The sequence below is a fragment of the Streptomyces sp. NPDC037013 genome, assembly GCF_055607265.1.
The window spans coordinates 310,708-330,928 of record NZ_JBVJRV010000003.1; the positions used below are offsets into that span (position 1 = coordinate 310,708).

Here is a 20,221-nt window from a genome sequence, read left to right on the forward strand (position 1 = left end):
TACAGAGCGTGACGGAATGACTCAATATGCGCCCGCTTTGCCTCAATTACCCGTCAAGAAACGTGATCTGCCTCACGCGATGCACGGTAAACATCACGGTTCTCCTAGGGTGTTCCGTAGTGACTTCCTTCGACTCCTCCCCTCAACTCAACGCCTGGCGCGCCCTGCTCGCGCTCGCCGTCGTGTTCGTCATGCTGGCGACCACCGGCTGGACCGCCGTGCGACACGACAGGGGCGACGCCTCGCCCCTCGAAGCCGCGCGCTCGGCGTGGGAGCACGGCCACATCGGCGGACGGGCACTGCCCGACGTCGACGCCCCCGCGGGCCGCCTCGCGCACTTCTTCGCCTCGCTCGACACCCGGCAGCGCCACCGGCTCGCCGCCCGCTACCCGCTCGCGGTCGGCAACATGAACGGTGCCCCCGCCGAGCTGCGCTACCGCGCGAACCGCATCGCCCTCGGGCAGGCCCGCAAGATCGAGCACGAACGCATGCACGACAAGCGCCTCTCGCCCCTGGGGCAGCAGGAGGCCGAGCGCAGGATGAAGCGCTTCGGGGTCATGATGCGCCCGGAACGCCAGGTCATCGCCTTCGACCCGATGGGCTCCGGCCGCATGGCCGAGGTCTTCGGGGACCTCGACAGGGCCCGCCGCGTCTCGGTCGTCGTGCCCGGCGTCGACACCAACGTCCTGACGTTCGAGCGTACGTTCCGCAAGTACTCCGCCCCGGTGGGCATGGCGCGATCGCTCTACCGCGCGGAGCACGCGGTGAACCCACGCGCGCGTACCGCCGTGATCGCCTGGGCCGACTACACCGCGCCCGTGGGGATCGGCGTGGACGCGGCCACGGCCATGCGCGCGGAGGAGGGGGCCAAGCGCCTCGAAGCCATGGTGCGCGGCCTGCCCGGCCGCACCCCGGTCGCGCTGTACTGCCACAGCTACGGCTCCGTGGTGTGCGGGGTGGCCGCACGGAAGCTGCCCGCCCGGGTCACCGACATCGCGGTGGCGGGCAGCCCCGGCATGCGCGCCGACACGGCGTCGCAGCTGGGCACGGGGGCCCGGATCTGGGCCACCCGGGACGGCGACGACTGGATCCAGGATGTCCCGAACATGGAATTCGGCGGGCTCGGCCACGGCGCCGACCCGGTCTCCGGCGGCTTCGGCGCGCGGGTGCTGTCCGCCGCCGGCGCGAAGGGCCACACCGGCTATTTCGAGCCGGGCACGGAGAGTCTGCGCAACTTCGCGGAAATCGGTACCGGTGCGTACCACGGGGTGCGCTGCGCGAGCGCGGACAGCGCCTGCCGGAAGGGTATTTCCGGCGCGGCAGCGACCTGACGCGCGTAGAAATCGATGAAACAGCGGCCCGCCGCAGGAGGGACGGAGGCGCTCGTGCCGCCTACGATGAGCCGCATGGGTGACGTACTGGCCGGATTTCATGCCGCCTGGGAGTTCCAGTCCGACTCCGTGCTCATCCGCTTCGAACGGGGAATCCGCACGCCGAGGCTCTTCCAGACCCTCGGTGAACGGCGCATCCCCCTTGAGGCGATCGCGGCGGTGACACTCTCCCCCGGCAAACGCGGTACGGTGGTTCTGCATGCCGTGCCGAGACCGGGCGCCGATCCGCTGATGGAGGCGGCCGCGGGCCAGCTCAAGGAGGGCTGCGACCCGTACCGCCTCGTGCTGCCCGCCGAGCGGGAGACTCTTGCGGAGTACTACGCGGACGAGCTGCGGGCCCAGCTGCGCGCCGACGACGGCGAGCCGGCGGACCGCTTCCTGGTGGCCGCCCCCGAGGCGCCCCTGCAGTTCAAGGCGTACGACGGGAAGGCGTCCTTCGACGGCAAGACGGTCTCCTTCCGCTGGTTCTGGACGGGCGCGTCGTCGGCGAAGTGGAAGGCCGGTGACCAGAGCTTCCTCGTCACCGACCTGTGCGGCATCGAATGGCGCTCCCCGGAGGTCTTCGAGGGCCACCTGCGGCTGCTGCGCCGCGAGAGCCCCGTCGCCCAGCCCAGCCAGGCCGACCAGGACCCGGCCGCCGTCGTCTTCGGCCTCGGCTACGGCCCGGTCCACGAGTCGCTGCCGTTCGCCGCGTCGGTCCTCGCCGCGGTGCGCGCCTCGGGCCCGGCGCCGCACCCCGACGGCGTCGGCCCGGCCGTCACCGCCCCGCCGCCCGTGCGGCGCGACCCCGCGGACATCGCCGACCGCATCAGGCACCTGGGCGAGCTGCACCAGGCCGGGCTGCTCACGGATGACGAGTTCACGACGAAGAAGGCCGAGCTGCTGGCGGAGCTCTGACCCGTGCCCGCCGGGCGGTCCGGCGGGCGGGGGATCACTCGCGGCCCGCCGAGGTGAAGGTCATGTCGGCGTAGCGGTCGCCCGAGACGCCGGCGGCGATGGGGTCGAGCAGGGCCAGCTCGTCGTCGGTGAGGGTGAGGCGGGTGGCCGCGGTGTTCTCCTCGACCCGGCTCGGCTTGCGGGTGCCCGGAATGGGGACGACGGGCAGGCCGTGGAGTGCGGCCCGCTGCTGGAGCCAGGCCAGCGCGATCTGCCCGAGGCTCGCCCCGCGGGCCTCGGCGACGGTGCGGACGGGGGCGAGCAGGGCCGCGTTGGCGGCGGCGTTGGTGCCGGTGAAGCGCGGCTGCTGACGGCGGAAGTCGTCCTCGCCGAACTCGTCGTCCGCGTTGACGAACGAGCCGGTGAGGAAGCCGCGGCCGAGCGGGGAGTACGGCACGAGGGCCACGCCGAGATCCGCGGCGGCGGGGACGACGGCCCGCTCGATGTCGCGGCTGAAGAGCGACCACTCCGACTGGACGGCGGCGATGGGGTGCACGGCGTGCGCGGCACGCAGCTCGGCCGCGGTGACCTCGCTCAGACCCAGGTGCCTGACCTTGCCCGCGGCGACCAGCTCGGCCATGACGCCGACGGTCTCCTCGATGGGCACCCGCGGGTCGCGCCGGTGCATGTAGTAGAGGTCGATGACATCCGTGTCCAGGCGGCGCAGGCTGGCGTCGACGCAGGCGCGGATGTATGCGGGGCTGTTGTCGATGCGCCGCTTCGCCGACGCGCCCGGGTCGATGCCGAGGCCGAACTTGGTGGCGACGACGATCTCGTCGCGGTGCGCCCCGACGAACGGGGCGAGGAATTCCTCGTTCTCGCCCATGCCGTAGACGTCGGCGGTGTCGTAGAGGGTGACGCCCAGTTCGAGGGCGCGCTCCAGGGTGGCCCTGGCCTCGCCGGTGTCCGTGGGCCCGTAGGCGAAGCTCATGCCCATGCAGCCCAGGCCCTGGGCCCCGACCTCGGGCCCGGTGGCGCCGAGCCGCACCCGGTCGATCTTCTCGAAGGAGTGGGGAGGGGTGGCTTCGGCCGAGTCCTCAGCCGCCGCGCGTATGTTCTGGGCCATCGGTGTCAGGACCTCTCCGACGCCCGGCGGGCGCCCGCGTATGTGTCGATCTTGTAGTCGAGGACGGCGAGGGTGTCCTGGAGCTCCGCGATGCGGCTGCGGACGTCGCGCCGGGTCTGTTCCAGGAGCTCCTGGCGCTCGGCGAAGGTGTGTTCGCCCTCGCGCACGAGCTCCGCGTAGCGGACCATGTCCGCCACCGGCATCCCGGTCAGGCGCAGCTTCCCGACGAAGGCGAGCCAGTCCAGGTCGCGGTTGCGGTAGCGGCGCTGCCCGGTGTGGGAGCGGTCGATGTGCGGCATCAGGCCGATCCGCTCGTACCACCGCAGGGTGTACGCGCTCAGGCCGGTGAAGGCGGCGACCTCGCTGATCGTGTAGTGGTCCTGGCCCGCCGGGCGCGGTGGCCCGAGCGGCGCCGCGGCGCAGATGTCGGCCGCCGGGGCGGGGCGGGGCGAAGCGGTCGTGGTCTCCATCACCGTCATGCCCTCACGCTAGAACCCTGGAGTGCGCTCCAAGCAAGTGGATTCCGCTCCGGGCACAGGGATCACGGGGAAAAATCGCGAGACGTCTCACCTCATGGTCACTACCGTGCCGGGCATGAGTCTCGTACGACGTGCCACGCCGGAGGATGCCGGGGAGCTGCTCCGACTGCGGCAGGTGATGATCGATTCCGTCTTCGCCGGGCGCTCGGCGGACGAGTCCGACACCAGTTGGCACGCCGAGTCCCTGGTGACCGTACGGCAGCGGCTCGGCGAGCCCGACGGGGACTTCGCGGCGTTCGTCGTCGACCACCCGGAGCGGCCGGGCGGGCTCGCCGCGCTGGTGGCGGGGACCCTCGACTACCGCATCGGGCGTGCGGGCAATCCGCACGGGCTGGTCGGCTGCGTGTTCAGCGTCGCCACCGATCCCGGGCAGCGGCGCAAGGGGTACGCGCGGGCCTGCATGACGGTGCTGCTCGACTGGTTCCGTGAGCGCGGCGCGGCCAGCGTGGACCTCAACGCGTCGCCGGAGGCCGAGCCGCTGTACGCGTCGCTCGGCTTCGTGCGCAAACCCGATCCGTCGATGCGGCTGACCCTGTGAGACCCCCTCGGTGCGGCTGACTCCATGGGGCGCTTAGGCTCGGGGGCATGCAGAGCCTGGCGTTGATCGAGAACTGGCCGGTCCCCACCGCTGCCGCGGCCGTCGTCCGCGCGGACGGCACGGTGGTCGGGACGCACGGCCCCACGGACCGGCGTTTCGCCCTCGCCTCGGTCACCAAACCCCTCGCGGCGTACGCGGCCCTCGTCGCGTACGAGGAGGGGGCGATCGAGCTCGACGAGCCCGCGGGGCCCGAGGGTTCGACGGTGCGGCACCTGCTCGCGCACACCAGCGGGCTCGCCTTCGACGAGCACCGGGTGACGTCCGCCCCGGGCACCCGGCGGCTCTACTCGAACGCGGGGTTCGAGGTGCTCGGCGACCACATCGCCAAGGCGACCGACATCCCCTTCGCGGAGTATCTGCGCCAGGCCGTCCTCGTGCCGCTCGGCATGACGTCCACCGCGCTCGAAGGTGACCTCTCGCCCGCCAAGGACGGGGTGTCGACCGTCGACGACCTGGTGCGGTTCGCGGCCGAGGTGCAGGCGCCGCGGCTGCTCGACGCGCGCACCGTGGCCGCGGCGATGACCGTGACGTACCCGGGGCTGAAGGGCGTCCTGCCGGGGTACGGGCATCAGAACCCCAACGACTGGGGGCTCGGGTTCGAGATCCGGGACTCCAAGGCGCCGCACTGGACGGGGAGTTCGTCCTCGCCGCGGACGTTCGGGCACTTCGGGCAGGCCGGGACGTTCCTGTGGGTCGACCCGGACGCGGGCGCGGCCTGCGTCGCGCTCACCGACCGGCCCTTCGGACCGTGGGCCGTCGAGGTGTGGCCCCCGTTCACCGACGCGGTCCTCTCCGACCTGCGCGGGTGACCGCGGCCCCTAAGGGCTGCCCGTCATCTCCCAGAGCAGCAGTTCCGCGGCGCCCGCGGCCACGCCTTCGAGCCCCGTCTCGCCGGTGATCCGCGCGGCGTCGCCCGGGCCCAGGCGCTCGCCGGCGAGGTCCAGTTCTCCGCGCACCAGGTGCAGATAGACGTACGGCGCGTCCGGGATGCCCAGCCGCTCCCCCGCCGCCGGGCGCCGCACGTGGAGCAGCGCCCCCGCCCCGGGGACCGCGTACGGCGTGGAGTCGGCGATGCCGCGGACCACTTCGTAGGACGGGTCGCCGCCGGGGGCGAGGGGGGCCAGCCACATCTGGACGAAGACCAGGGGGCCTGGCCCGTCGTTGCGTTCGACGTGGCGCACGCCGCCCGCGGCGGACAGGTGCTGGACGTCGCCGGGGCGCACCAGCGATTCGTGGCCCGTCGAATCGCGGTGGGTGAGCTCGCCCTCGACCACCCACGTCACGATCTCGGTGTGGCTGTGCGGGTGTTCGTCGAAGCCGGCGCCGGGGGCGAGGCGCTCTTCGTTGCAGGCCAGGATCGCGCCGAAGCGGAGGTTGCCGGGGTCGTAGTGCGGCCCGAAGGAGAGGGCGTGGAAGGACTCGATGCCGGCCGCGATCTCCCCGCCGCGGTACCGGTCGCCGGAGCGCCGTACATCAATCACGCACCCCACGGTAGGGCCTGTGCGGGCCCCGGCACCGCACGTCCCCGCCCCGATGAGGCAGTCTTGTCCCGTGCCCGAACCCTCAGCGAACGAAGCCCACCAGGAGTCCCGCCAGGAGCCCCACCGGGAGTCCGGCCAGGACGCCCGCCGGAGTGCCCATGCCCACGCGGCGACCCTGAAGCGTCTGGAGAAGTCGTCCGGGAGCCTCGCGGCGCAGGCCATCGCGCGCATGGACGAGACGCTGTCCTGGTACCGGGCGATGCCACCGGAGAACCGCTCCTGGATCGGTCTCGTCGCGCAGGCCGGTATCGCCGCGTTCACCGAGTGGTTCCGGCATCCCGACGCGCCCCAGGCCATTTCCACCGACGTCTTCGGCACCGCGCCCCGCGAGCTGACCAGGGCGATCACCCTGCGCCAGACCGTGGAGATGGTGCGTACGACGATCGAGGTGATGGAGTCCGCGATCGACGAGGTCGCGGCGCCCGGGGACGAGTCGGTGCTCCGGGAGGCGCTCCTCGTCTACGCCCGCGAGATCGCCTTCGCCACCGCGCAGGTGTACGCGCAGGCCGCCGAGGCACGGGGTGCCTGGGACGCCCGCCTGGAGTCGCTGGTCGTCAACGCGGTCCTGTCCGGCGAGGCCGACGAGGGTGCCGTCTCCCGGGCCGCCGCCCTCGGCTGGAACTCCCCCGACCATGTCTGCGTGGTCCTCGGCACCGCCCCCGACGGCGACAGCGAGCTCACCGTGGAGGCCATCCGCCGCGCGGCCCGGCACGCGAAGCTGCAGGTCCTGACCGGCGTGCTCGGCGCCAGGCTGGTCGTCATCGCGGGCGGCAACGACAATCCGCTGCACGTGGCGAAGGCTTTGATCGGCCCGTACGCGGCCGGTCCCGTGGTGGCCGGGCCGATCGTGCCCGACCTGCTCGCGGCGACCCGTTCCGCGCAGGCGGCGGCCGCCGGGCTCAAGGCGTGCGCCGCCTGGCAGGACGCCCCGCGTCCCGTCCTCGCGGACGATCTGCTGCCGGAGCGCGCGATGGCCGGGGATCCGGCGGCCCGCGATCAGCTGGTGGAGGAGATCTACAGACCGCTGGAGGAGGCGGGCTCCGCGCTCCTGGAGACGCTCAGCGTCTATCTGGAGCAGGCGAGCAGCCTCGAGGGGGCGGCCCGGATGCTCTTCGTCCACCCCAACACCGTGCGCTACCGGCTCCGACGTGTGACTGACGTCACCGGCTGGTCGCCCTCCGATGTGCGCTCCGCGTTCACGCTGCGGATCGCGCTCATCCTCGGGCGTCTGGCCGACGGGGATCCCCAGTCGTAGGGTTTTGTGGACCCCCTACAATTCCCCCAGCCGTTCTTCGTCCCTGTCCCCACGGGCGGGCCCCACCGTCCACAAGAGAGAGTGTAAGAGTGCTCGTACTCGTCGCTCCCGGCCAAGGCGCTCAGACGCCCGGCTTCCTGACCCCCTGGCTCGACCTCCCCGGCGCCGCAGACCGGCTCGCCGCCTGGTCCGACGCCATCGGGCTCGACCTTGCCCACTACGGCACGCAGGCCGACGCGGACGCGATCCGCGACACCGCCGTGGCCCAGCCGCTGCTGGTGGCCGCCGGTCTGCTCTCCGCCACGGCACTCGGTGACCTCACGCCGGGCGCCGTCGCCGGACACAGCGTCGGCGAGATCACCGCCGCCGCCTACGCCGGTGTGCTCACCGACGACGAGGCGCTGCGCTTCGTGCGCAAGCGCGGTCTGGCCATGGCCGAGGCCGCCGCCGTCACCGAGACCGGCATGGCCGCGCTGCTCGGCGGCACCCCGGAGGCCACCGTCCCGCACCTGGAGAAGCTGGGCCTGACCCCGGCCAATGTGAACGGCGCGGGCCAGATCGTGGCCGCCGGCACCGCGGCGCAGCTCGCCGCGCTCGCGGAGGACAAGCCCGAGGGCGTGCGCAAGGTGGTCGCCCTCAAGGTCGCGGGCGCCTTCCACACGGAGCACATGGCCCCGGCCGTGGCGGCCCTGGAGGAAGCCGCGGGCGGCCTGACCCCCGCGGACCCGAAGCTCACCTACATCTCCAACCGCGACGGCAGGCCGGTCACCACCGGCGCCGACGTGATCTCCCGCCTGGTCGGCCAGGTCGCCAACCCGGTCCGCTGGGACCTGTGCATGGAGACCTTCCAGGAGCTCGGCGTGACCGCGCTGATCGAGGTGTGCCCCGGCGGCACCCTGACCGGTCTCGCCAAGCGTGCCCTCAAGGGCGTCAAGACGCTCGCGGTGAAGTCCCCCGATGACCTCGACGCGGCCCGCGCGCTCGTCGCCGAGCATTCCTAGCCGACGACAGACAAGGAGCCGTAGCGCATGTCGAAGATCAAGGCCGGCCAGGGCCACCCGTACGCACGGATCATGGGCGTCGGCGGCTACCGTCCCACGCGCGTCGTGCCGAACGAGGTGATCCTGGAGACGATCGACTCGTCCGACGAATGGATCCGCTCCCGTTCGGGCATCGCCACCCGCCACTGGGCCTCCGACGAGGAGACCGTGGCCGCGATGTCCGTGGAGGCCTCGGGCAAGGCCATCGCCGACGCGGGCATCACGCCCGAGCAGATCGGCGCGGTGATCGTCTCCACCGTCTCGCACTTCAAGCAGACCCCCGCCATCGCCACCGAGATCGCGGACAAGATCGGGGCGGGCAAGCCCGCCGCGTTCGACATCTCCGCGGGCTGTGCCGGTTTCGGTTACGGTCTGACGCTCGCCAAGGGCATGGTCGTCGAGGGCTCCGCCGAGCACGTGCTTGTGATCGGCGTGGAGCGGCTGAGCGACCTCACCGACCTGAGCGACCGCGCGACGGCGTTCCTGTTCGGCGACGGCGCGGGCGCCGTGATCGTCGGTCCCTCCAAGGAGCCGCGGATCGGTCCCACGGTCTGGGGCTCGGAGGGCGACAAGGCCGAGACCATCAAGCAGACCGAGTCCTGGGAGGCGTACCGCAACGGCGCGCCCGACAAGTTCCCGGCCATCACGCAGGAGGGCCAGGCGGTCTTCCGCTGGGCCGTGTTCGAGATGGCGAAGGTCGCCCAGCAGGCGCTGGACGCGGCCGGAATCACCGCGGACGACCTGGATGTCTTCATTCCGCACCAGGCCAACGAGCGGATCATCGACTCGATGGTGAAGACTCTGAAACTGCCCGAACACGTCACGGTCGCCCGTGACGTGCGCACCACCGGCAACACCTCGGCCGCCTCGATCCCGCTCGCGATGGAGCGGCTCCTGGCGACCGGCGAGGCGAAGAGCGGCGACACCGCGCTCGTCATCGGCTTCGGGGCGGGTCTCGTGTACGCCGCCACGGTCGTTACCCTCCCCTAGGCATCTCGTCCGGATCTTCCGATCCGTACGGCTTGACCCAACCTGCCGCTGCCGCGGCGGGCGCCACACCCTCTGATACATGCGAAGGAGCGCCAACATGGCCGCCACTGAGAAGGAGATCGTTGACGGTCTCGCGGAGATCGTGAACGAGATCGCCGGCATCCCGGTCGAGGACGTCCAGCTGGACAAGTCCTTCACCGACGACCTGGACGTCGACTCGCTGTCCATGGTCGAGGTCGTCGTCGCCGCCGAAGAGCGCTTCGACGTCAAGATCCCCGACGACGACGTCAAGAACCTGAAGACGGTCGGCGACGCGACCAAGTACATCCTCGAGCACCAGAGCTGACCCAGCTCGTGCTCAGTCGCCACCCGGCGGTGGCGCCGCTGATCCCCTCAACACCGTGGAGAAATTTCCTGTGAACTCGACCAATCGCACCGTGGTCGTCACCGGTATCGGCGCAACCACACCGCTGGGTGGCGACGCAGCGTCGACGTGGGAGGGCCTGCTCGCGGGCCGCTCCGGCGTCAGCGCGCTGGAGCAGGACTGGGCAGCCGAGCTGCCCGTCCGCATCGCCGGTCAGATCGCCGTGGAGCCGGGCGAGGTCATCCCCCGCCCGCAGGCCCGCAAGCTGGACCGTTCGGCGCAGTTCGCGCTGATCGCGGCCAAGGAGGCCTGGGCGGACGCCGGCTACACCGCCAAGGCGGGCGAGGACCCGGCCGTGGACCCGCACCGCCTCGGCGCGGTCATCGCCTCCGGCATCGGCGGCGTGACCACGCTCCTCGACCAGTACGACGTGCTCAAGGAGAAGGGCGTACGCCGCGTCTCCCCGCACACCGTGCCGATGCTGATGCCCAACTCCCCGGCGGCCAACGTCGGCATCGAGCTGGGCGCCCGGTCGGGCGTCCACACCCCGGTGTCGGCCTGTGCCTCGGGCGCGGAGGCCATCGGCTACGCCGTCGAGATGATCCGCACCGGCCGCGCCGACGTGGTCGTCGCGGGCGGCACGGAGGCGGCGATCCACCCGCTGCCGATCGTCGCCTTCGGCAACATGATGGCGATGTCCAAGAACAACGACGACCCCGAGGGCGCCTCGCGCCCCTACGACGCGGACCGCAACGGCTTCGTGCTCGGCGAGGGCGCCGGCGTGATCGTCCTGGAGTCGGAGGAGCACGCCAGGGCCCGCGGCGCGAAGATCTACGCGGAGGCCGTCGGCCAGGGCATCTCGGCCGACGCCCACCACATCACGCAGCCCGAGCCGTCCGGCAACGGCATCGCCGCGGCGCTGCAGAACCTGATCGACACGACGGACCTCAAGCCCGCCGAGATCGTGCACGTGAACGCGCACGCGACCTCGACGCCGCAGGGTGACGTCGCCGAGATCAAGGCGCTGCGCAAGGCCTTCGGCGACGACGTCGACCACATGGCGATCTCCAGCACCAAGTCGATGACCGGTCACCTGCTCGGTGGCGCGGGCGGCGTGGAGACCGTGGCCACGGTCCTCGCGCTCAAGCACCGCGTCGCCCCGCCGACGATCAACATCGTGAACCTCGACCCCGAGGTCGACGCGGACGTCGTCCGTGACGAGGCCCGTCCGCTGCCCGAGGGACGGATCGCGGCGCTGAACGACTCGTTCGGCTTCGGCGGCCACAACGTCGTCCTGGCGTTCCGGACCGTCTGAGCCGGCCGTACGTCACGGACTGCCCGCAGGTAGTCGAAAGGGGCCCCCACCAGCCTGGTGGGGGCCCCTTTCGTGGTGTGTCACACCACCTGGTGGAGCCAGCGCACCGGCGCGCCCTCGCCCGCGTACCGGAAGGGCTCGAGCTCGTCGTCCCAGGGCTTGCCGAGGAGCTTGGCGAGCTCGGCCTCCAGGTCGCTCTCGCCGCGCTGTGAGCGGGCCAGCGCGGCGCGGAGCCGGTCCTCGGGGATCAGGATGTCGCCGTGGATGCCGGTGACGGCGTGGTAGATGCCGAGCTCGGGCGTGGCGCTGTAGCGCTCGCCCTCGGCGCTCGCGCAGGGCTCCGCCGTGACCTCGAAGCGCAGCAGATCCCAGCCGCGCAGGGCGGAGGCGAGCTTGGACGCGGTGCCCACCGAGCCCTGCCAGGAGAATTCGGATCTCCAGGTGCCCGGCGCGGCGGGCTGCCTGATCCAGTCGAGGCTCACGCGCGCACCGAGCACGCCCGCGACGGCCCACTCGACGTGTGGGCACAGCGCGCGCGGAGCGGAGTGCACGTACAGAACTCCACGTGTCGTCACCGGGACCTCCAGTGTGGGTCGAGGGTCGCCTTCCCCAGCGGCCTCGCGCCCGTGCCGAGCAGTTTTCCCCAAATACTAGATAAACCTGGGAAAAGGGGACAGATGTGACGTGATGTAATTTAGCGGAACCACTGCAGCGGGGGCGCCACCGGGTGGATCACCCGCCCTGTCGCCGCCGTGACAGCAGTGGCCCGGCCGCTACGGGCCGAGGCTACCGTGCGGCGGCGCAAGGAGTGTGACGTACCGTCGGTCCAGAGGCCAGGAAACTCCGACCTTTCACCCGGCGGGGCGCAACCCCGGCCGCGCGCACGACGTCACGTTGAACGACAGAGGGGAGCAGGGATGCACAGCCGCAGGCGCCGCCCGCGTGCCGCCGCCGCTCTCGCGACGGCGGCCCTCTTGTGCGGCGGGGCACTCACCGCGTGTGACGCGCAGGGTGGCGACTCCCCGGCGCCCGGCCCCTCCGGCCACGCCAGGCCGTCCCCCACGCCGACCCCCCTCTGGGACACCTCGCCCCGTTCGCTGGCCGCCGTCGGCGACTCCATCACACGCGGCTTCGACGCCTGCTCGGTGCTCTCCGACTGCCCCGAGGCGTCCTGGGCGACCGGCACCGACCCGGAGGTCGACAGCCTGGCGACGCGGCTGCTCGGGAAGGGGCGGGCCGCCTCGCACAGTTGGAACCACGCGAAGACCGGCGCCCGCATGGCGGATCTGACCGGCCAGATCGAGCAGGCCGCGGCCGAGCGCCCGGAGCTGGTGACGGTGATGACGGGCGCCAACGACGCCTGCCGTCCCTCGGTCGCCTCGATGACGCCGGTCTCCCAGTTCCGCGCCGACTTCCGCGAGGCGCTGCGCACCCTGCGCCGCGAGCTGCCGAAGGCGCAGGTCTACGTGGCGTCCGTGCCGGACCTGAAGCGGCTCTGGTCCCAGGGGCGGACCAACGCGCTCGGCAAGCAGGTGTGGAAGCTCGGCATCTGCGCGTCGATGCTGGCCGACCCGGACGCGCTCGACACCAGGGCGACACAGCGGCGCGCCACGGTGCGGGACCGGGTCGTCGCGTACAACGAGGTCCTCGAAGAGGAGTGCGCGAAGGACCGGCGCTGCCGGTACGACGGCGGGGCGGTCTTCGACTACCGCTTCGACGGCGACCAGTTGAGCCACTGGGACTGGTTCCACCCCAGCAAGAACGGCCAGGCGCACCTCGCCGAGATCGCCTACCGGCAGGTGACGTCACGGAAGCCGGTGTCATAGGGCTCCGGTACGGAGGCCCGCGCGGCCGGGGCGGTCCGGCGTAGGGTCACGATCATGCGCTGTGAGGACTTCGGGACGCTTCCCGACGGTACGCCCGTCCACCGCTGGACCCTGGAGAGGGGCGGGACGCGGGTGCGCGTCCTGACGTACGGCGGGATCGTGCAGTCGGCGGAGGCGCCCGACCGGGCGGGGCGGACGGCGCCGGTGGCGCTGGGGTTCGCCGGCCTGGACGGGTATCTGGCGCATCCGGGGCCCTACTTCGGCGCGCTGGTGGGGCGGTACGCGAACCGGATCGCCGGCGGCGCCTTCTCCCTCGACGGGCGTACGTACCGGCTCGCGCGCAACAACGGCCCCAACTCCCTGCACGGCGGTGAGCGCGGCTTCGACAAGCACGTGTGGGACGCGGAGGCCGTGGAGCACGGGGTGCGGCTCTCGCGGGTCTCCCCCGACGGCGAGGAGGGGTTCCCCGGCCGGCTCGCGGTGTCGGCGACGTACACGCTGGACGCTGCGGGCGCGCTGCGGATCGCCTACGAGGCGACCACCGACGCGCCGACCGTCGTGAACCTCACCCAGCACACGTACTGGAACTTGGCGGGCGTGGGCGATGGTGCGGGTGGCGTGGGCGGTGCGCTCGGGCACGGGGTGCGGATCGCCGCGTCACGGATCACCCCGACGGACGGCGACGGGATTCCGACCGGGGCGTACGAGGACGTGACCGGGACGCGGTTCGACTTCCGCGCGGGGGGCGCGGCCGGGCCGGGCTTCGACCACAACTACGTGCTTGACAAGGGGATCACGGCGGAACCGGTCGAGGTGGCCGAGCTGAGCGAGCCGGAGTCCGGCCGGGTCCTGACGGTGGCGACGACGGAGCCGGGGCTCCAGCTCTACACGGCGGACCACTTCGCGCCGGGGCTGCCGTTCGCGCCGGGGGACGGGATCGCGCTGGAGACCCAGCACTTTCCCGACTCCCCCAACCGGGGGGAGTTTCCCTCTGCTGTGCTGCGGCCGGGTGGGGTTTATCGGTCGGAGACGGTGTATGGGTTCTCTGTGCGGTGACGCTCCGCTGGGGGGCCGGGGGGGGGGTGGGTTTTTGTCTGCGGGTGTGCTTGGGCTGGGCGCGCAGTTCCCCGCGCCCCTTAGGGGGCCTCAGGTTGGGTCTCGTCTGCGGGGATGTTTGGGCTCGTCGCGCAGTTCCCCGCGCCCCTTTGGGGGCGCCTCAGGTTGGGTCTCGTCTGCGGGGGTGCCTTGGGCTGGGCGCGCAGTTCCTCGCGCCCCTAGGCGGTCAGGGTTTTGGTCAAGTGGGGGGTTGTCAGGGAGTGGGATGCCTGGAGGTGGTAGGGGCCGGGGTGGTGGGTCCAGGTGGCGGTGGTGGTGTTCCAGGTCTCGAAGGCGCGGCGCGGGAGTTCCACCGTCACCTCGGCCGTCTCGCCGGGGGCCGCCTCGGCGGTCGCGAAGCCGGCCAGCCAGCGGATCGGGCGGGTGCCGTCGTTCTCCAGCGGGGCGAGGTAGAGCTGGACGACCTCGCGGCCCGCGCGTTCGCCGGTGTTGCGGACGGTGACCCGGGCCGTCGTGCCCTCGACGGTAAGTGACTCGTACGTCCAGTCGGTGTAGCCGAGGCCGTGGCCGAAGGCGTACGACGGGGTGGCGCCGGACTTCTCCCAGGCCCGGTAGCCGATGAACACGTCCTCGGTGTAGGCGAGTTCGCCCTGCTCGGGGGTGACCCGGGTGACGGGGGCCGCGGCGAGGTCGCCCCAGGTGGTGGGGAGCCGGCCGCCCGGTTCCTCGGTGCCGAGGAGGACGTCGGCGAGTGCGGCCCCGCCTTCCTGGCCGGGGAACCACGTGAGCAGGACGGCGGCCACGTCGTCGCGCCAGGGAAGTTCCACCGGGGAGCCGGAGTTGACGACGACCACCGTGTTCGGGTTGGCGGCGGCCACGGCGCGGACCAGGTCGTCCTGGCGCCCCGGCAGCCTCAGGTCGCGGCGGTCGAAGCCCTCGGACTCGACGCGTTCGGTGGTGGAGACGACCACGACGGCGGTGTCGGCGGCGCGCGCCGCCTCGACGGCCTCGGCGATCAGCTCGTCGGCGGCGCGCCGGGGGCCGAGGTGGACCAGGGAGAACAGGACGCCGGGCAGCGGGGCCGCGGACGTCTCGCCGATCGTGTGGCGCAGGGAGACCCGGACCGGTTCGCCTGCGGTGAGTTCGACCTTGCCGCGCTCGGCCGGTGCGCCGAAGAACGCCTCGAACGGGTCGGACTCGGAGCCCGCCGACTGGACGTCGTCGTAGAGCACTTCACCGTCGACGGTGAGGGTGAAGGCGCCGAGACCGCGCGTGCCGAAGGCGTGCTCGCCGCTCTCGCGCGGCGTGAAGGTGCCGGTCACCTCGACGCTCGCCAGCGTCTCGTGGGTGACGCCTTCGGGCAGGTCGTCGCCGATCCACTGGACCTGGCCGGTGGGGAGGCCGGCCTCGCCGAGGACGGCGCCCGCGGCGTCGCGGCAGACCGCCCGGAGCTCGAACCCCTGGTCGGCGGGGGCGAGTTCGTCGGTGGGGTCGGCGCCGACGGCGTACGAGAGGGCGCCCTCGGGCAGGGCCGCGGTGAGGCCGTCGAGCGGGGAGACGACGTGGGCGGGGAAGACGGTGGCGGAGCCCCCGCCGAGGATGCGGGCGTCGCGCGCGGCGGCGCCGCTGAGGGCGACCGTGCCGGTGCCGCTCAGCGGAAGGGTGCGGCGCTCGTTGCGGACGAGGACGAAGGCGCGGCGGGCGATCTCACGGGCGAGGGCCTCGCCGTCGATCTCGGCGGGGAGGTCGCGCGGAGCGACGGCGGGCTCGGCGCCTTCGAGCGCGCCGACGCGGGCGGCCAGGCGCAGGACGTTGCGGACGGCCGCGTCGACGGTCTCCTCCGCGACCTCGCCCGCGCGGACGGCCGCGGCGAGCGGCTCCCCGTACACGGTGCGCGGTCCCGGCATGGCCACGTCGAGGCCGCCCTCGATGGCGCCGGCGGTGGAGCGGGCGGCCATCCAGTCGGAGACGTTGAAGCCGTCGAAGCCCCAGGCGCCGCGCAGGACGTCCTCGACGAGGTGGCGGTGTTCGGTCATCGTGACGCCGTTGACCTGGTTGTACGCGGTCATGACGCCCCAGGGGCGGGCCTGCGTGACGATCCTCTCGAAGGGCGCCAGGTACAGCTCGCGCAGGGCGCGCGCGGACACCTTGTTGTCGACGGTGAAACGGTCGGTCTCGGCGTCGTTGGCGACGAAGTGCTTGACAGTGGTGCCGACGCCGCCGGACTGCACGCCCCGCACGTAACCGGCGCCGATGACACCGGTGAGGTACGGGTCCTCGCTGTACGCCTCGAAGTGGCGGCCGCCGAGCGGGGAGCGGTGGAGGTTGACGGTCGGCGCGAGGAGGACGTGGACGCCCTTGCGGCGGGCCTCCTGCGCGAGCAGCGCGCCCGCGCGACGGGCTAGGTCGGGGTCCCAGGTGGCGGCGAGCGCGGTCGGGGACGGCAGCGCGACGGACGGGTCGTCGGCGGTCCAGCGGACGCCGCGCACGCCGACCGGTCCGTCGGACATCACGAGCGAGCGCAGGCCGATCTCGGGCAGGGCGTGCAGCGCCCACATGGAGGCGCCGCCGAGCAGGCGCGCCTTCGCGTCCAGGTCGAGCTTGCCGAGGGCGGCTTCGACGGCCGCCTCCCGCGCGCGCTCGCTCTCCGGTCCCTGCCGGTCCTCTGCCGCCATGGCGTCGCCTCGATTCGTCCGTGGATCCATCCGTGGTGTCGGCCCCCTGTGGGCCGGGCGTCCGTGCCTGCCTGTGCCCCCATCGTGCATCGCTTACCTGTAGAGAGGTAGGTTTCGTTATATTCTCGTTATCTGTGAATGTCGTACGGTCCTCCGAGCAGGACGTACGGAAGGGGTGCGGGCCATGGCGGCCAGGGCCAGGAGCGAGGAGCGGCGCGCGGAGATCCTCCGGGCGGCGTTCGAGGTGATCGCCGAGCGCGGGTACCGGGGCGCGACCCTCGGCGCGGTGGCCGAGCGGGTCGGGCTGACCCAGCAGGGCCTGCTGCACCACTTCCCCACCAAGGAGGCCCTGCTGGTCGCCGTCCTCGAGGCCCGCGACCAGTGGGACGCGGTGCCGCACGGCACGTGGCGGCTCGATCTGCTCGGCTCGCTCGTCGAGTACAACGCGATGCGCCGCGGCATCGTGCAGACCTTCGCCGCCCTGCTCGGCGAGAGCGTCACCGACGGCCACCCGGCACGCGCCTTCTTCACCGGGCGCTACGAGACGGTGCGCGAGAACTTCGCGGCGGTGCTGCGCGCCGAGTACAGGGAGCGGCTGCCGGGCGGACTCACCCCGGAGGCCGCCGCCCCGCTGCTGGTGGCGGTCATGGACGGCCTGCAGTACCAGTGGCTGCTCGACCCCGGATCGGTGGACATGCCGGGGGCGTTCCGGGACTTCCTCGCGCTACTGGGCGGGGGTGGCGGGGACGGTGCCCGAGGCGCCGGCGACGGCGGCCACCACCTCGACCTCGACTAGCGCGCCCGGCGGGACGAGGCGCGGGACCGCGACGGTGGTGCTGGTGGGCGGGGTGCCGGTCAAGAACTCCCGGCGCACGGCCACGTAGTCGGCGACGGCGTCCATGTCGGTCAGGTACGTACGGATGTTGATGATGTCGTCGAGTCCCGCGCCGTGGGCCTTGAGCAGGGCCCGCAGCGCCTCGAAGACGGCGCGCGTCTGGGCGGCCATGCCGTCGCCCTCGGCGCACTGCCCCGAGGTGTACAGCAGGACGCCGCCGTCGGCGTGCTGGACCCGGGCGACCTGCGAGTAGGGGCCCTGCGGCCGCGGTCCCGCGGCGGGATCGTCAAGGGTGATCTCCATGGTGCGCACTCCTTGCCGGGAAGCTGGGTGAGGGTGGGGGTGGGGGCCGGTCGGCTGGGTCACCGGCCGGTGGGGCGGGTGCGGATGTGGGTGACGGCGCGGGCGATGTCCTCGTGGACGACGTCCGGGTCTGCGGCGGCCGCCTCGAAGTGGCCCGACACCGCCTCCATCACCGGCAGCCGGGCCGAGGCCGTGGCGAGGGCGATGTCCTTGACGGCGAGGTCGCTGCCGAAGTGGACGCCGGTCGCGAACGCGCGGGCGACGGCGCCGCCGAGCGGGCCGGCGGCGAGGGCGTCCTTGGCGATGCCCTCGTCGAGACCCAGCGCGTCGGCGAGCCTCATGGCCTCCGCGACCAGGCCCACGCCGCCGATGACGGCGGTATTGACGACGAGCTTGAGCGCGGCGCCCGAGCCGAGGGCGCCGGTGCGGGTGACCGGGCCGAAGCGGGCCAGGATGTGCTCGACGCCCGCCGCGTCGCCGCCCGCCAGGATGCCGAGCCGGCCTTCGGCGGCCTTGTCGGTGCTGCCCATGACGGGGGCGTCGACGAGGGTGACGCCGACCGGGACGCGGTCCGCCAACTCCCTCACGGCGTCGGGCCCGACGGTCGACATCTCCACCCAGTGCATACCGGCGCGCAGCTCGGGGAGCACGGCGTCGGCGACCTCGCGCACGGCGCCCGGCCCGGCCAGCATGGTGATGACGACGTCGGCCCCGCGCACGGCTCCGGCCGGATCCGGGGCGGCCGTGGCGCCCGCCGCGACGAGCGGCCCGGCCTTCTCGGCGGTGCGGTTCCACACGGTCAACGGGTGGCCTGCGGCGAGGAGTTGACGGGCCATCGGCTCGCCCATGTGGCCGAGGCCGAGAAATGCGATCTTTTCCATGGGTCCGACGCTAGGCCCGGGTGCGGGATGCGACAAGCGAATGTCTAGCATGCGACCCATGCCGAACCCGCATGCCTCACCCGGCGCGCACCCCTCCCCTCCCGCGCCCCCGGAACTGTCCACCGTCTGGCTCCGCACCTTCCTGGAAGTGGCCCGGCACGGCTCCTTCACCGTGGCCGCGCGCGAGCTGGGGTGGACGCAGTCCGCCGTGTCGCGGCAGATCTCCGCACTGGAGACGGCGCTCGGCGGGGCGCCGCTCTTCGACCGGTTGCCGCGCGGGGTGCGCCCCACCGCGCAGGGCCGGACGCTGCTGCCGCACGCACAGGAGCTGCTCGGCCGACTGTGCGCCATGGGGCGGGAGTTGGCGGCGCTGGGCGAGGCGGCCGGCGGGTCACTGCGGGTCGGGGCGTTCGCGACCGCCGACGCGGGGCTCGTGCCGCGTGCCATCGCGGCCTTCCGTGCCCGCCACCCCGGGGTGAGCCTCACCCGCGAGGAGGGCCTGACGCCCGCGCTCCTGTCCCGCCTCGCGCAGGGCGAACTCGACCTGGCGGTGGTCTCGTCGACGGGCGGAACACCGCCCGACGCGGCGTACGAGCTGCACCACCTGCTGGACGAGGCGCTGTACGTCGCGCTGCCCGCCGGGCACGCGCTGGCGGCCGAGCCCGAGCTGCGCCTGCCCCAGCTCGCCGCCGAGGCGTGGATCGCGGGCGGCACCGGCGGCGAGGGAACCCTCCTCGGCCCGGCGCTCCGCCACGGCTTCCGGCCGCGCGTCGCCCACGTCGTCGCGGAGTGGACGGCGAAGCAGGGATACGTGGCGGCGGGGCTCGGCGTGACCCTCGTCCCCGAACTCGCCGCGGAGGGCGTACGTCCGGACATCGCCCTTGTCCCCCTGCGGGACGAGGCGATGCCCGGACGCGCGGTGTACGCGGCGACACCCCGGGACCTGACCCCGGCACCCGCCACGCACCCGTTCCTGGCGGCGCTCAGGGAAGCCGCGCTGGACCTGCGGGCGGGCTAGCTAGTCCCGTGCCGTCGCGTCCGTCGCGTCCGTCTCGCGGATGTGGAGGTGCCCCTCACCCGGATGGTCCGGCGGGAAGGGCGGCAGGACGGAGTGGAGGACGTATCCGCATTTCTCGGCGACGCGGCAGGAGCCGAGGTTGGCGGCGGCGTGCAGGAGTTCGAGGCGGCCCGGCGGCATCAGGTGCCGGGAGGTGAACGCCCAGCGGGTGACGGCCTCCAGGGCGCGTGGGGCCACCCCCTTGCCGCGAGCCGCGGGCGCGGTCCAGTAGCCCACTTCCGAGCCGGCGCCGGGGCGGGAGGCGTCGGGCTCCACCTTGAGCGTGACGTGCCCGACGGGTGCCGCCGCACCCCCGGCCCCGGTGACGGCGAAGCTGAAGCGGGTGCCTGCGGCCCACTCCTCGGCTTGCTCGTCGATCCAGCGGCGGGCGTCGGCCTCGTTCGCCAGCTCCGTCACGAGCCAGCGGCGCAGGGTCGGGTCGCGGTGGGCGGCGAGGAGGGCCGGGACATCGTGCGGCTGCCAGGGGCGGAGTACCAACCCGTCGGCGACGGGCAGGAGTTCGGCGTGCGGGGCCTCGGTCATCCGACGACCT

At 73.0% G+C, this 20,221-nt stretch carries 21 protein-coding genes; 13 read left to right on the forward strand and 8 right to left on the reverse strand.

Going from position 1 to position 20,221, the window contains the following annotated elements:
• The first annotated feature begins 119 nt into the window (after positions 1-119).
• Together ACZ7DY_RS11320 and ACZ7DY_RS11325 are read left to right on the forward strand one after the other, a co-directional pair.
• On the forward strand, positions 120-1,331 hold the full coding sequence (locus tag ACZ7DY_RS11320) for an alpha/beta hydrolase (RefSeq protein WP_471133069.1): 1,212 nt from the start codon (positions 120-122) through the stop codon (positions 1,329-1,331).
• A 75-nt stretch (positions 1,332-1,406) separates the two neighbouring features.
• A complete protein-coding gene (locus ACZ7DY_RS11325) occupies positions 1,407-2,288 on the forward strand; it encodes a DUF4429 domain-containing protein (RefSeq protein WP_471133071.1) in 882 nt (293 codons plus the stop codon).
• 34 nt (positions 2,289-2,322) lie between these two features.
• Here the strand turns inward: ACZ7DY_RS11325 and ACZ7DY_RS11330 are convergent, their stop codons facing one another.
• On the reverse strand, positions 2,323-3,264 hold the full coding sequence (locus ACZ7DY_RS11330) for an aldo/keto reductase (protein WP_471134496.1): 942 nt from the start codon (positions 3,262-3,264) through the stop codon (positions 2,323-2,325).
• A 134-nt stretch (positions 3,265-3,398) separates the two neighbouring features.
• Positions 3,399-3,872: a MerR family transcriptional regulator gene (locus ACZ7DY_RS11335; protein WP_471133073.1), complete on the reverse strand. Its 474-nt coding sequence runs from the start codon at positions 3,870-3,872 to the stop codon at positions 3,399-3,401.
• Positions 3,873-3,987: 115 nt separating this feature from the next.
• Between ACZ7DY_RS11335 and ACZ7DY_RS11340 the strand changes: the two genes are divergently transcribed.
• Positions 3,988-4,470, forward strand: coding sequence for a GNAT family N-acetyltransferase (locus ACZ7DY_RS11340; protein WP_471133076.1), 483 nt, complete (start codon positions 3,988-3,990; stop codon positions 4,468-4,470).
• Between the two features lie 47 nt (positions 4,471-4,517).
• On the forward strand, positions 4,518-5,339 hold the full coding sequence (locus tag ACZ7DY_RS11345; protein WP_471133078.1) for a serine hydrolase domain-containing protein: 822 nt from the start codon (positions 4,518-4,520) through the stop codon (positions 5,337-5,339).
• Between the two features lie 9 nt (positions 5,340-5,348).
• On the opposite strand, the gene ACZ7DY_RS11350 is transcribed toward ACZ7DY_RS11345, so the two are convergent.
• Complete coding sequence (locus ACZ7DY_RS11350; protein ID WP_471133080.1) at positions 5,349-6,011, reverse strand: pirin family protein; 663 nt, start codon at positions 6,009-6,011, stop codon at positions 5,349-5,351.
• Positions 6,012-6,081: 70 nt separating this feature from the next.
• On the opposite strand from ACZ7DY_RS11350, the gene ACZ7DY_RS11355 reads away from it, so the two are divergent.
• The 5 genes from ACZ7DY_RS11355 to fabF all read left to right on the forward strand — a co-directional run bounded on the left by ACZ7DY_RS11355 (position 6,082) and on the right by fabF (position 11,035).
• Positions 6,082-7,326, forward strand: coding sequence for a PucR family transcriptional regulator (locus tag ACZ7DY_RS11355; RefSeq protein ID WP_471133081.1), 1,245 nt, complete (start codon positions 6,082-6,084; stop codon positions 7,324-7,326).
• Positions 7,327-7,415: 89 nt separating this feature from the next.
• Positions 7,416-8,327: an ACP S-malonyltransferase gene (locus ACZ7DY_RS11360; RefSeq protein WP_471133083.1), complete on the forward strand. Its 912-nt coding sequence runs from the start codon at positions 7,416-7,418 to the stop codon at positions 8,325-8,327.
• A 27-nt stretch (positions 8,328-8,354) separates the two neighbouring features.
• Complete coding sequence (locus ACZ7DY_RS11365) at positions 8,355-9,356, forward strand: beta-ketoacyl-ACP synthase 3 (protein ID WP_471133085.1); 1,002 nt, start codon at positions 8,355-8,357, stop codon at positions 9,354-9,356.
• Between the two features lie 97 nt (positions 9,357-9,453).
• Positions 9,454-9,702: an acyl carrier protein gene (locus tag ACZ7DY_RS11370; RefSeq protein WP_398297354.1), complete on the forward strand. Its 249-nt coding sequence runs from the start codon at positions 9,454-9,456 to the stop codon at positions 9,700-9,702.
• Positions 9,703-9,772: 70 nt separating this feature from the next.
• Entirely contained in the window at positions 9,773-11,035 is a 1,263-nt protein-coding gene (fabF, locus tag ACZ7DY_RS11375; protein ID WP_471133087.1) for a beta-ketoacyl-ACP synthase II, read from the forward strand.
• Between the two features lie 80 nt (positions 11,036-11,115).
• Here fabF and ACZ7DY_RS11380 read toward each other — a convergent pair whose 3' ends face one another.
• Positions 11,116-11,610: a DUF3145 domain-containing protein gene (locus tag ACZ7DY_RS11380; RefSeq protein WP_055564346.1), complete on the reverse strand. Its 495-nt coding sequence runs from the start codon at positions 11,608-11,610 to the stop codon at positions 11,116-11,118.
• A 342-nt stretch (positions 11,611-11,952) separates the two neighbouring features.
• Here ACZ7DY_RS11380 and ACZ7DY_RS11385 point away from each other — a divergent pair, with 342 nt between their 5' ends.
• Positions 11,953-12,861 (forward strand): SGNH/GDSL hydrolase family protein, encoded by a 909-nt coding sequence (locus tag ACZ7DY_RS11385; RefSeq protein WP_471133089.1) that lies wholly within the window; start codon positions 11,953-11,955, stop codon positions 12,859-12,861.
• A 54-nt stretch (positions 12,862-12,915) separates the two neighbouring features.
• The gene (locus ACZ7DY_RS11390) at positions 12,916-13,917 is read left to right on the forward strand and encodes an aldose epimerase family protein (protein ID WP_471133092.1); all 1,002 of its coding nucleotides are present in this window, start codon (positions 12,916-12,918) and stop codon (positions 13,915-13,917) included.
• Between the two features lie 218 nt (positions 13,918-14,135).
• Here ACZ7DY_RS11390 and ACZ7DY_RS11395 read toward each other — a convergent pair whose 3' ends face one another.
• On the reverse strand, positions 14,136-16,592 hold the full coding sequence (locus ACZ7DY_RS11395) for a glycoside hydrolase family 3 protein (protein WP_471133095.1): 2,457 nt from the start codon (positions 16,590-16,592) through the stop codon (positions 14,136-14,138).
• 184 nt (positions 16,593-16,776) lie between these two features.
• Between ACZ7DY_RS11395 and ACZ7DY_RS11400 the strand changes: the two genes are divergently transcribed.
• Positions 16,777-17,388 carry a TetR family transcriptional regulator gene (locus tag ACZ7DY_RS11400; protein ID WP_471133096.1) on the forward strand — a complete coding sequence of 204 codons (612 nt, stop codon included), beginning with the start codon at positions 16,777-16,779 and terminating at the stop codon, positions 17,386-17,388.
• On the opposite strand, the gene ACZ7DY_RS11405 is transcribed toward ACZ7DY_RS11400, so the two are convergent.
• Both ACZ7DY_RS11405 and ACZ7DY_RS11410 read right to left on the reverse strand, forming a co-directional pair.
• Positions 17,317-17,730 (reverse strand): RidA family protein, encoded by a 414-nt coding sequence (locus tag ACZ7DY_RS11405; RefSeq protein WP_471133099.1) that lies wholly within the window; start codon positions 17,728-17,730, stop codon positions 17,317-17,319. The genes ACZ7DY_RS11400 and ACZ7DY_RS11405 overlap by 72 nt on opposite strands.
• Before the next feature lie 59 nt (positions 17,731-17,789).
• Positions 17,790-18,611, reverse strand: a complete 822-nt coding sequence (locus tag ACZ7DY_RS11410; protein ID WP_471133101.1) for an NAD(P)-dependent oxidoreductase — start codon at positions 18,609-18,611, stop codon at positions 17,790-17,792.
• A 58-nt stretch (positions 18,612-18,669) separates the two neighbouring features.
• Here ACZ7DY_RS11410 and ACZ7DY_RS11415 point away from each other — a divergent pair, with 58 nt between their 5' ends.
• Positions 18,670-19,629: a LysR family transcriptional regulator gene (locus ACZ7DY_RS11415; protein WP_471133104.1), complete on the forward strand. Its 960-nt coding sequence runs from the start codon at positions 18,670-18,672 to the stop codon at positions 19,627-19,629.
• Here the strand turns inward: ACZ7DY_RS11415 and ACZ7DY_RS11420 are convergent, their stop codons facing one another.
• Positions 19,630-20,211: a GNAT family N-acetyltransferase gene (locus ACZ7DY_RS11420; protein ID WP_471133107.1), complete on the reverse strand. Its 582-nt coding sequence runs from the start codon at positions 20,209-20,211 to the stop codon at positions 19,630-19,632.
• Positions 20,212-20,221 lie beyond the last annotated feature (10 nt).

Coding starts and splice junctions, on each gene's coding strand:
- ACZ7DY_RS11330 (WP_471134496.1), bottom strand. CDS start 3,264: ATGGGCATGAGCTTCGCCTACGGGCCCACGGACACCGGCGAGGCCAGG.
- ACZ7DY_RS11395 (WP_471133095.1), bottom strand. CDS start 16,592: ATGGCGGCAGAGGACCGGCAGGGACCGGAGAGCGAGCGCGCGCGGGAG.
- ACZ7DY_RS11410 (WP_471133101.1), bottom strand. CDS start 18,611: ATGGAAAAGATCGCATTTCTCGGCCTCGGCCACATGGGCGAGCCGATG.
- ACZ7DY_RS11340 (WP_471133076.1), top strand. CDS start 3,988: ATGAGTCTCGTACGACGTGCCACGCCGGAGGATGCCGGGGAGCTGCTC.
- ACZ7DY_RS11400 (WP_471133096.1), top strand. CDS start 16,777: ATGGCGGCCAGGGCCAGGAGCGAGGAGCGGCGCGCGGAGATCCTCCGG.
- ACZ7DY_RS11365 (WP_471133085.1), top strand. CDS start 8,355: ATGTCGAAGATCAAGGCCGGCCAGGGCCACCCGTACGCACGGATCATG.
- ACZ7DY_RS11335 (WP_471133073.1), bottom strand. CDS start 3,872: ATGACGGTGATGGAGACCACGACCGCTTCGCCCCGCCCCGCCCCGGCG.
- ACZ7DY_RS11370 (WP_398297354.1), top strand. CDS start 9,454: ATGGCCGCCACTGAGAAGGAGATCGTTGACGGTCTCGCGGAGATCGTG.
- ACZ7DY_RS11415 (WP_471133104.1), top strand. CDS start 18,670: ATGCCGAACCCGCATGCCTCACCCGGCGCGCACCCCTCCCCTCCCGCG.
- ACZ7DY_RS11390 (WP_471133092.1), top strand. CDS start 12,916: ATGCGCTGTGAGGACTTCGGGACGCTTCCCGACGGTACGCCCGTCCAC.
- ACZ7DY_RS11420 (WP_471133107.1), bottom strand. CDS start 20,211: ATGACCGAGGCCCCGCACGCCGAACTCCTGCCCGTCGCCGACGGGTTG.
- ACZ7DY_RS11325 (WP_471133071.1), top strand. CDS start 1,407: ATGGGTGACGTACTGGCCGGATTTCATGCCGCCTGGGAGTTCCAGTCC.
- ACZ7DY_RS11385 (WP_471133089.1), top strand. CDS start 11,953: ATGCACAGCCGCAGGCGCCGCCCGCGTGCCGCCGCCGCTCTCGCGACG.
- ACZ7DY_RS11345 (WP_471133078.1), top strand. CDS start 4,518: ATGCAGAGCCTGGCGTTGATCGAGAACTGGCCGGTCCCCACCGCTGCC.
- ACZ7DY_RS11405 (WP_471133099.1), bottom strand. CDS start 17,730: ATGGAGATCACCCTTGACGATCCCGCCGCGGGACCGCGGCCGCAGGGC.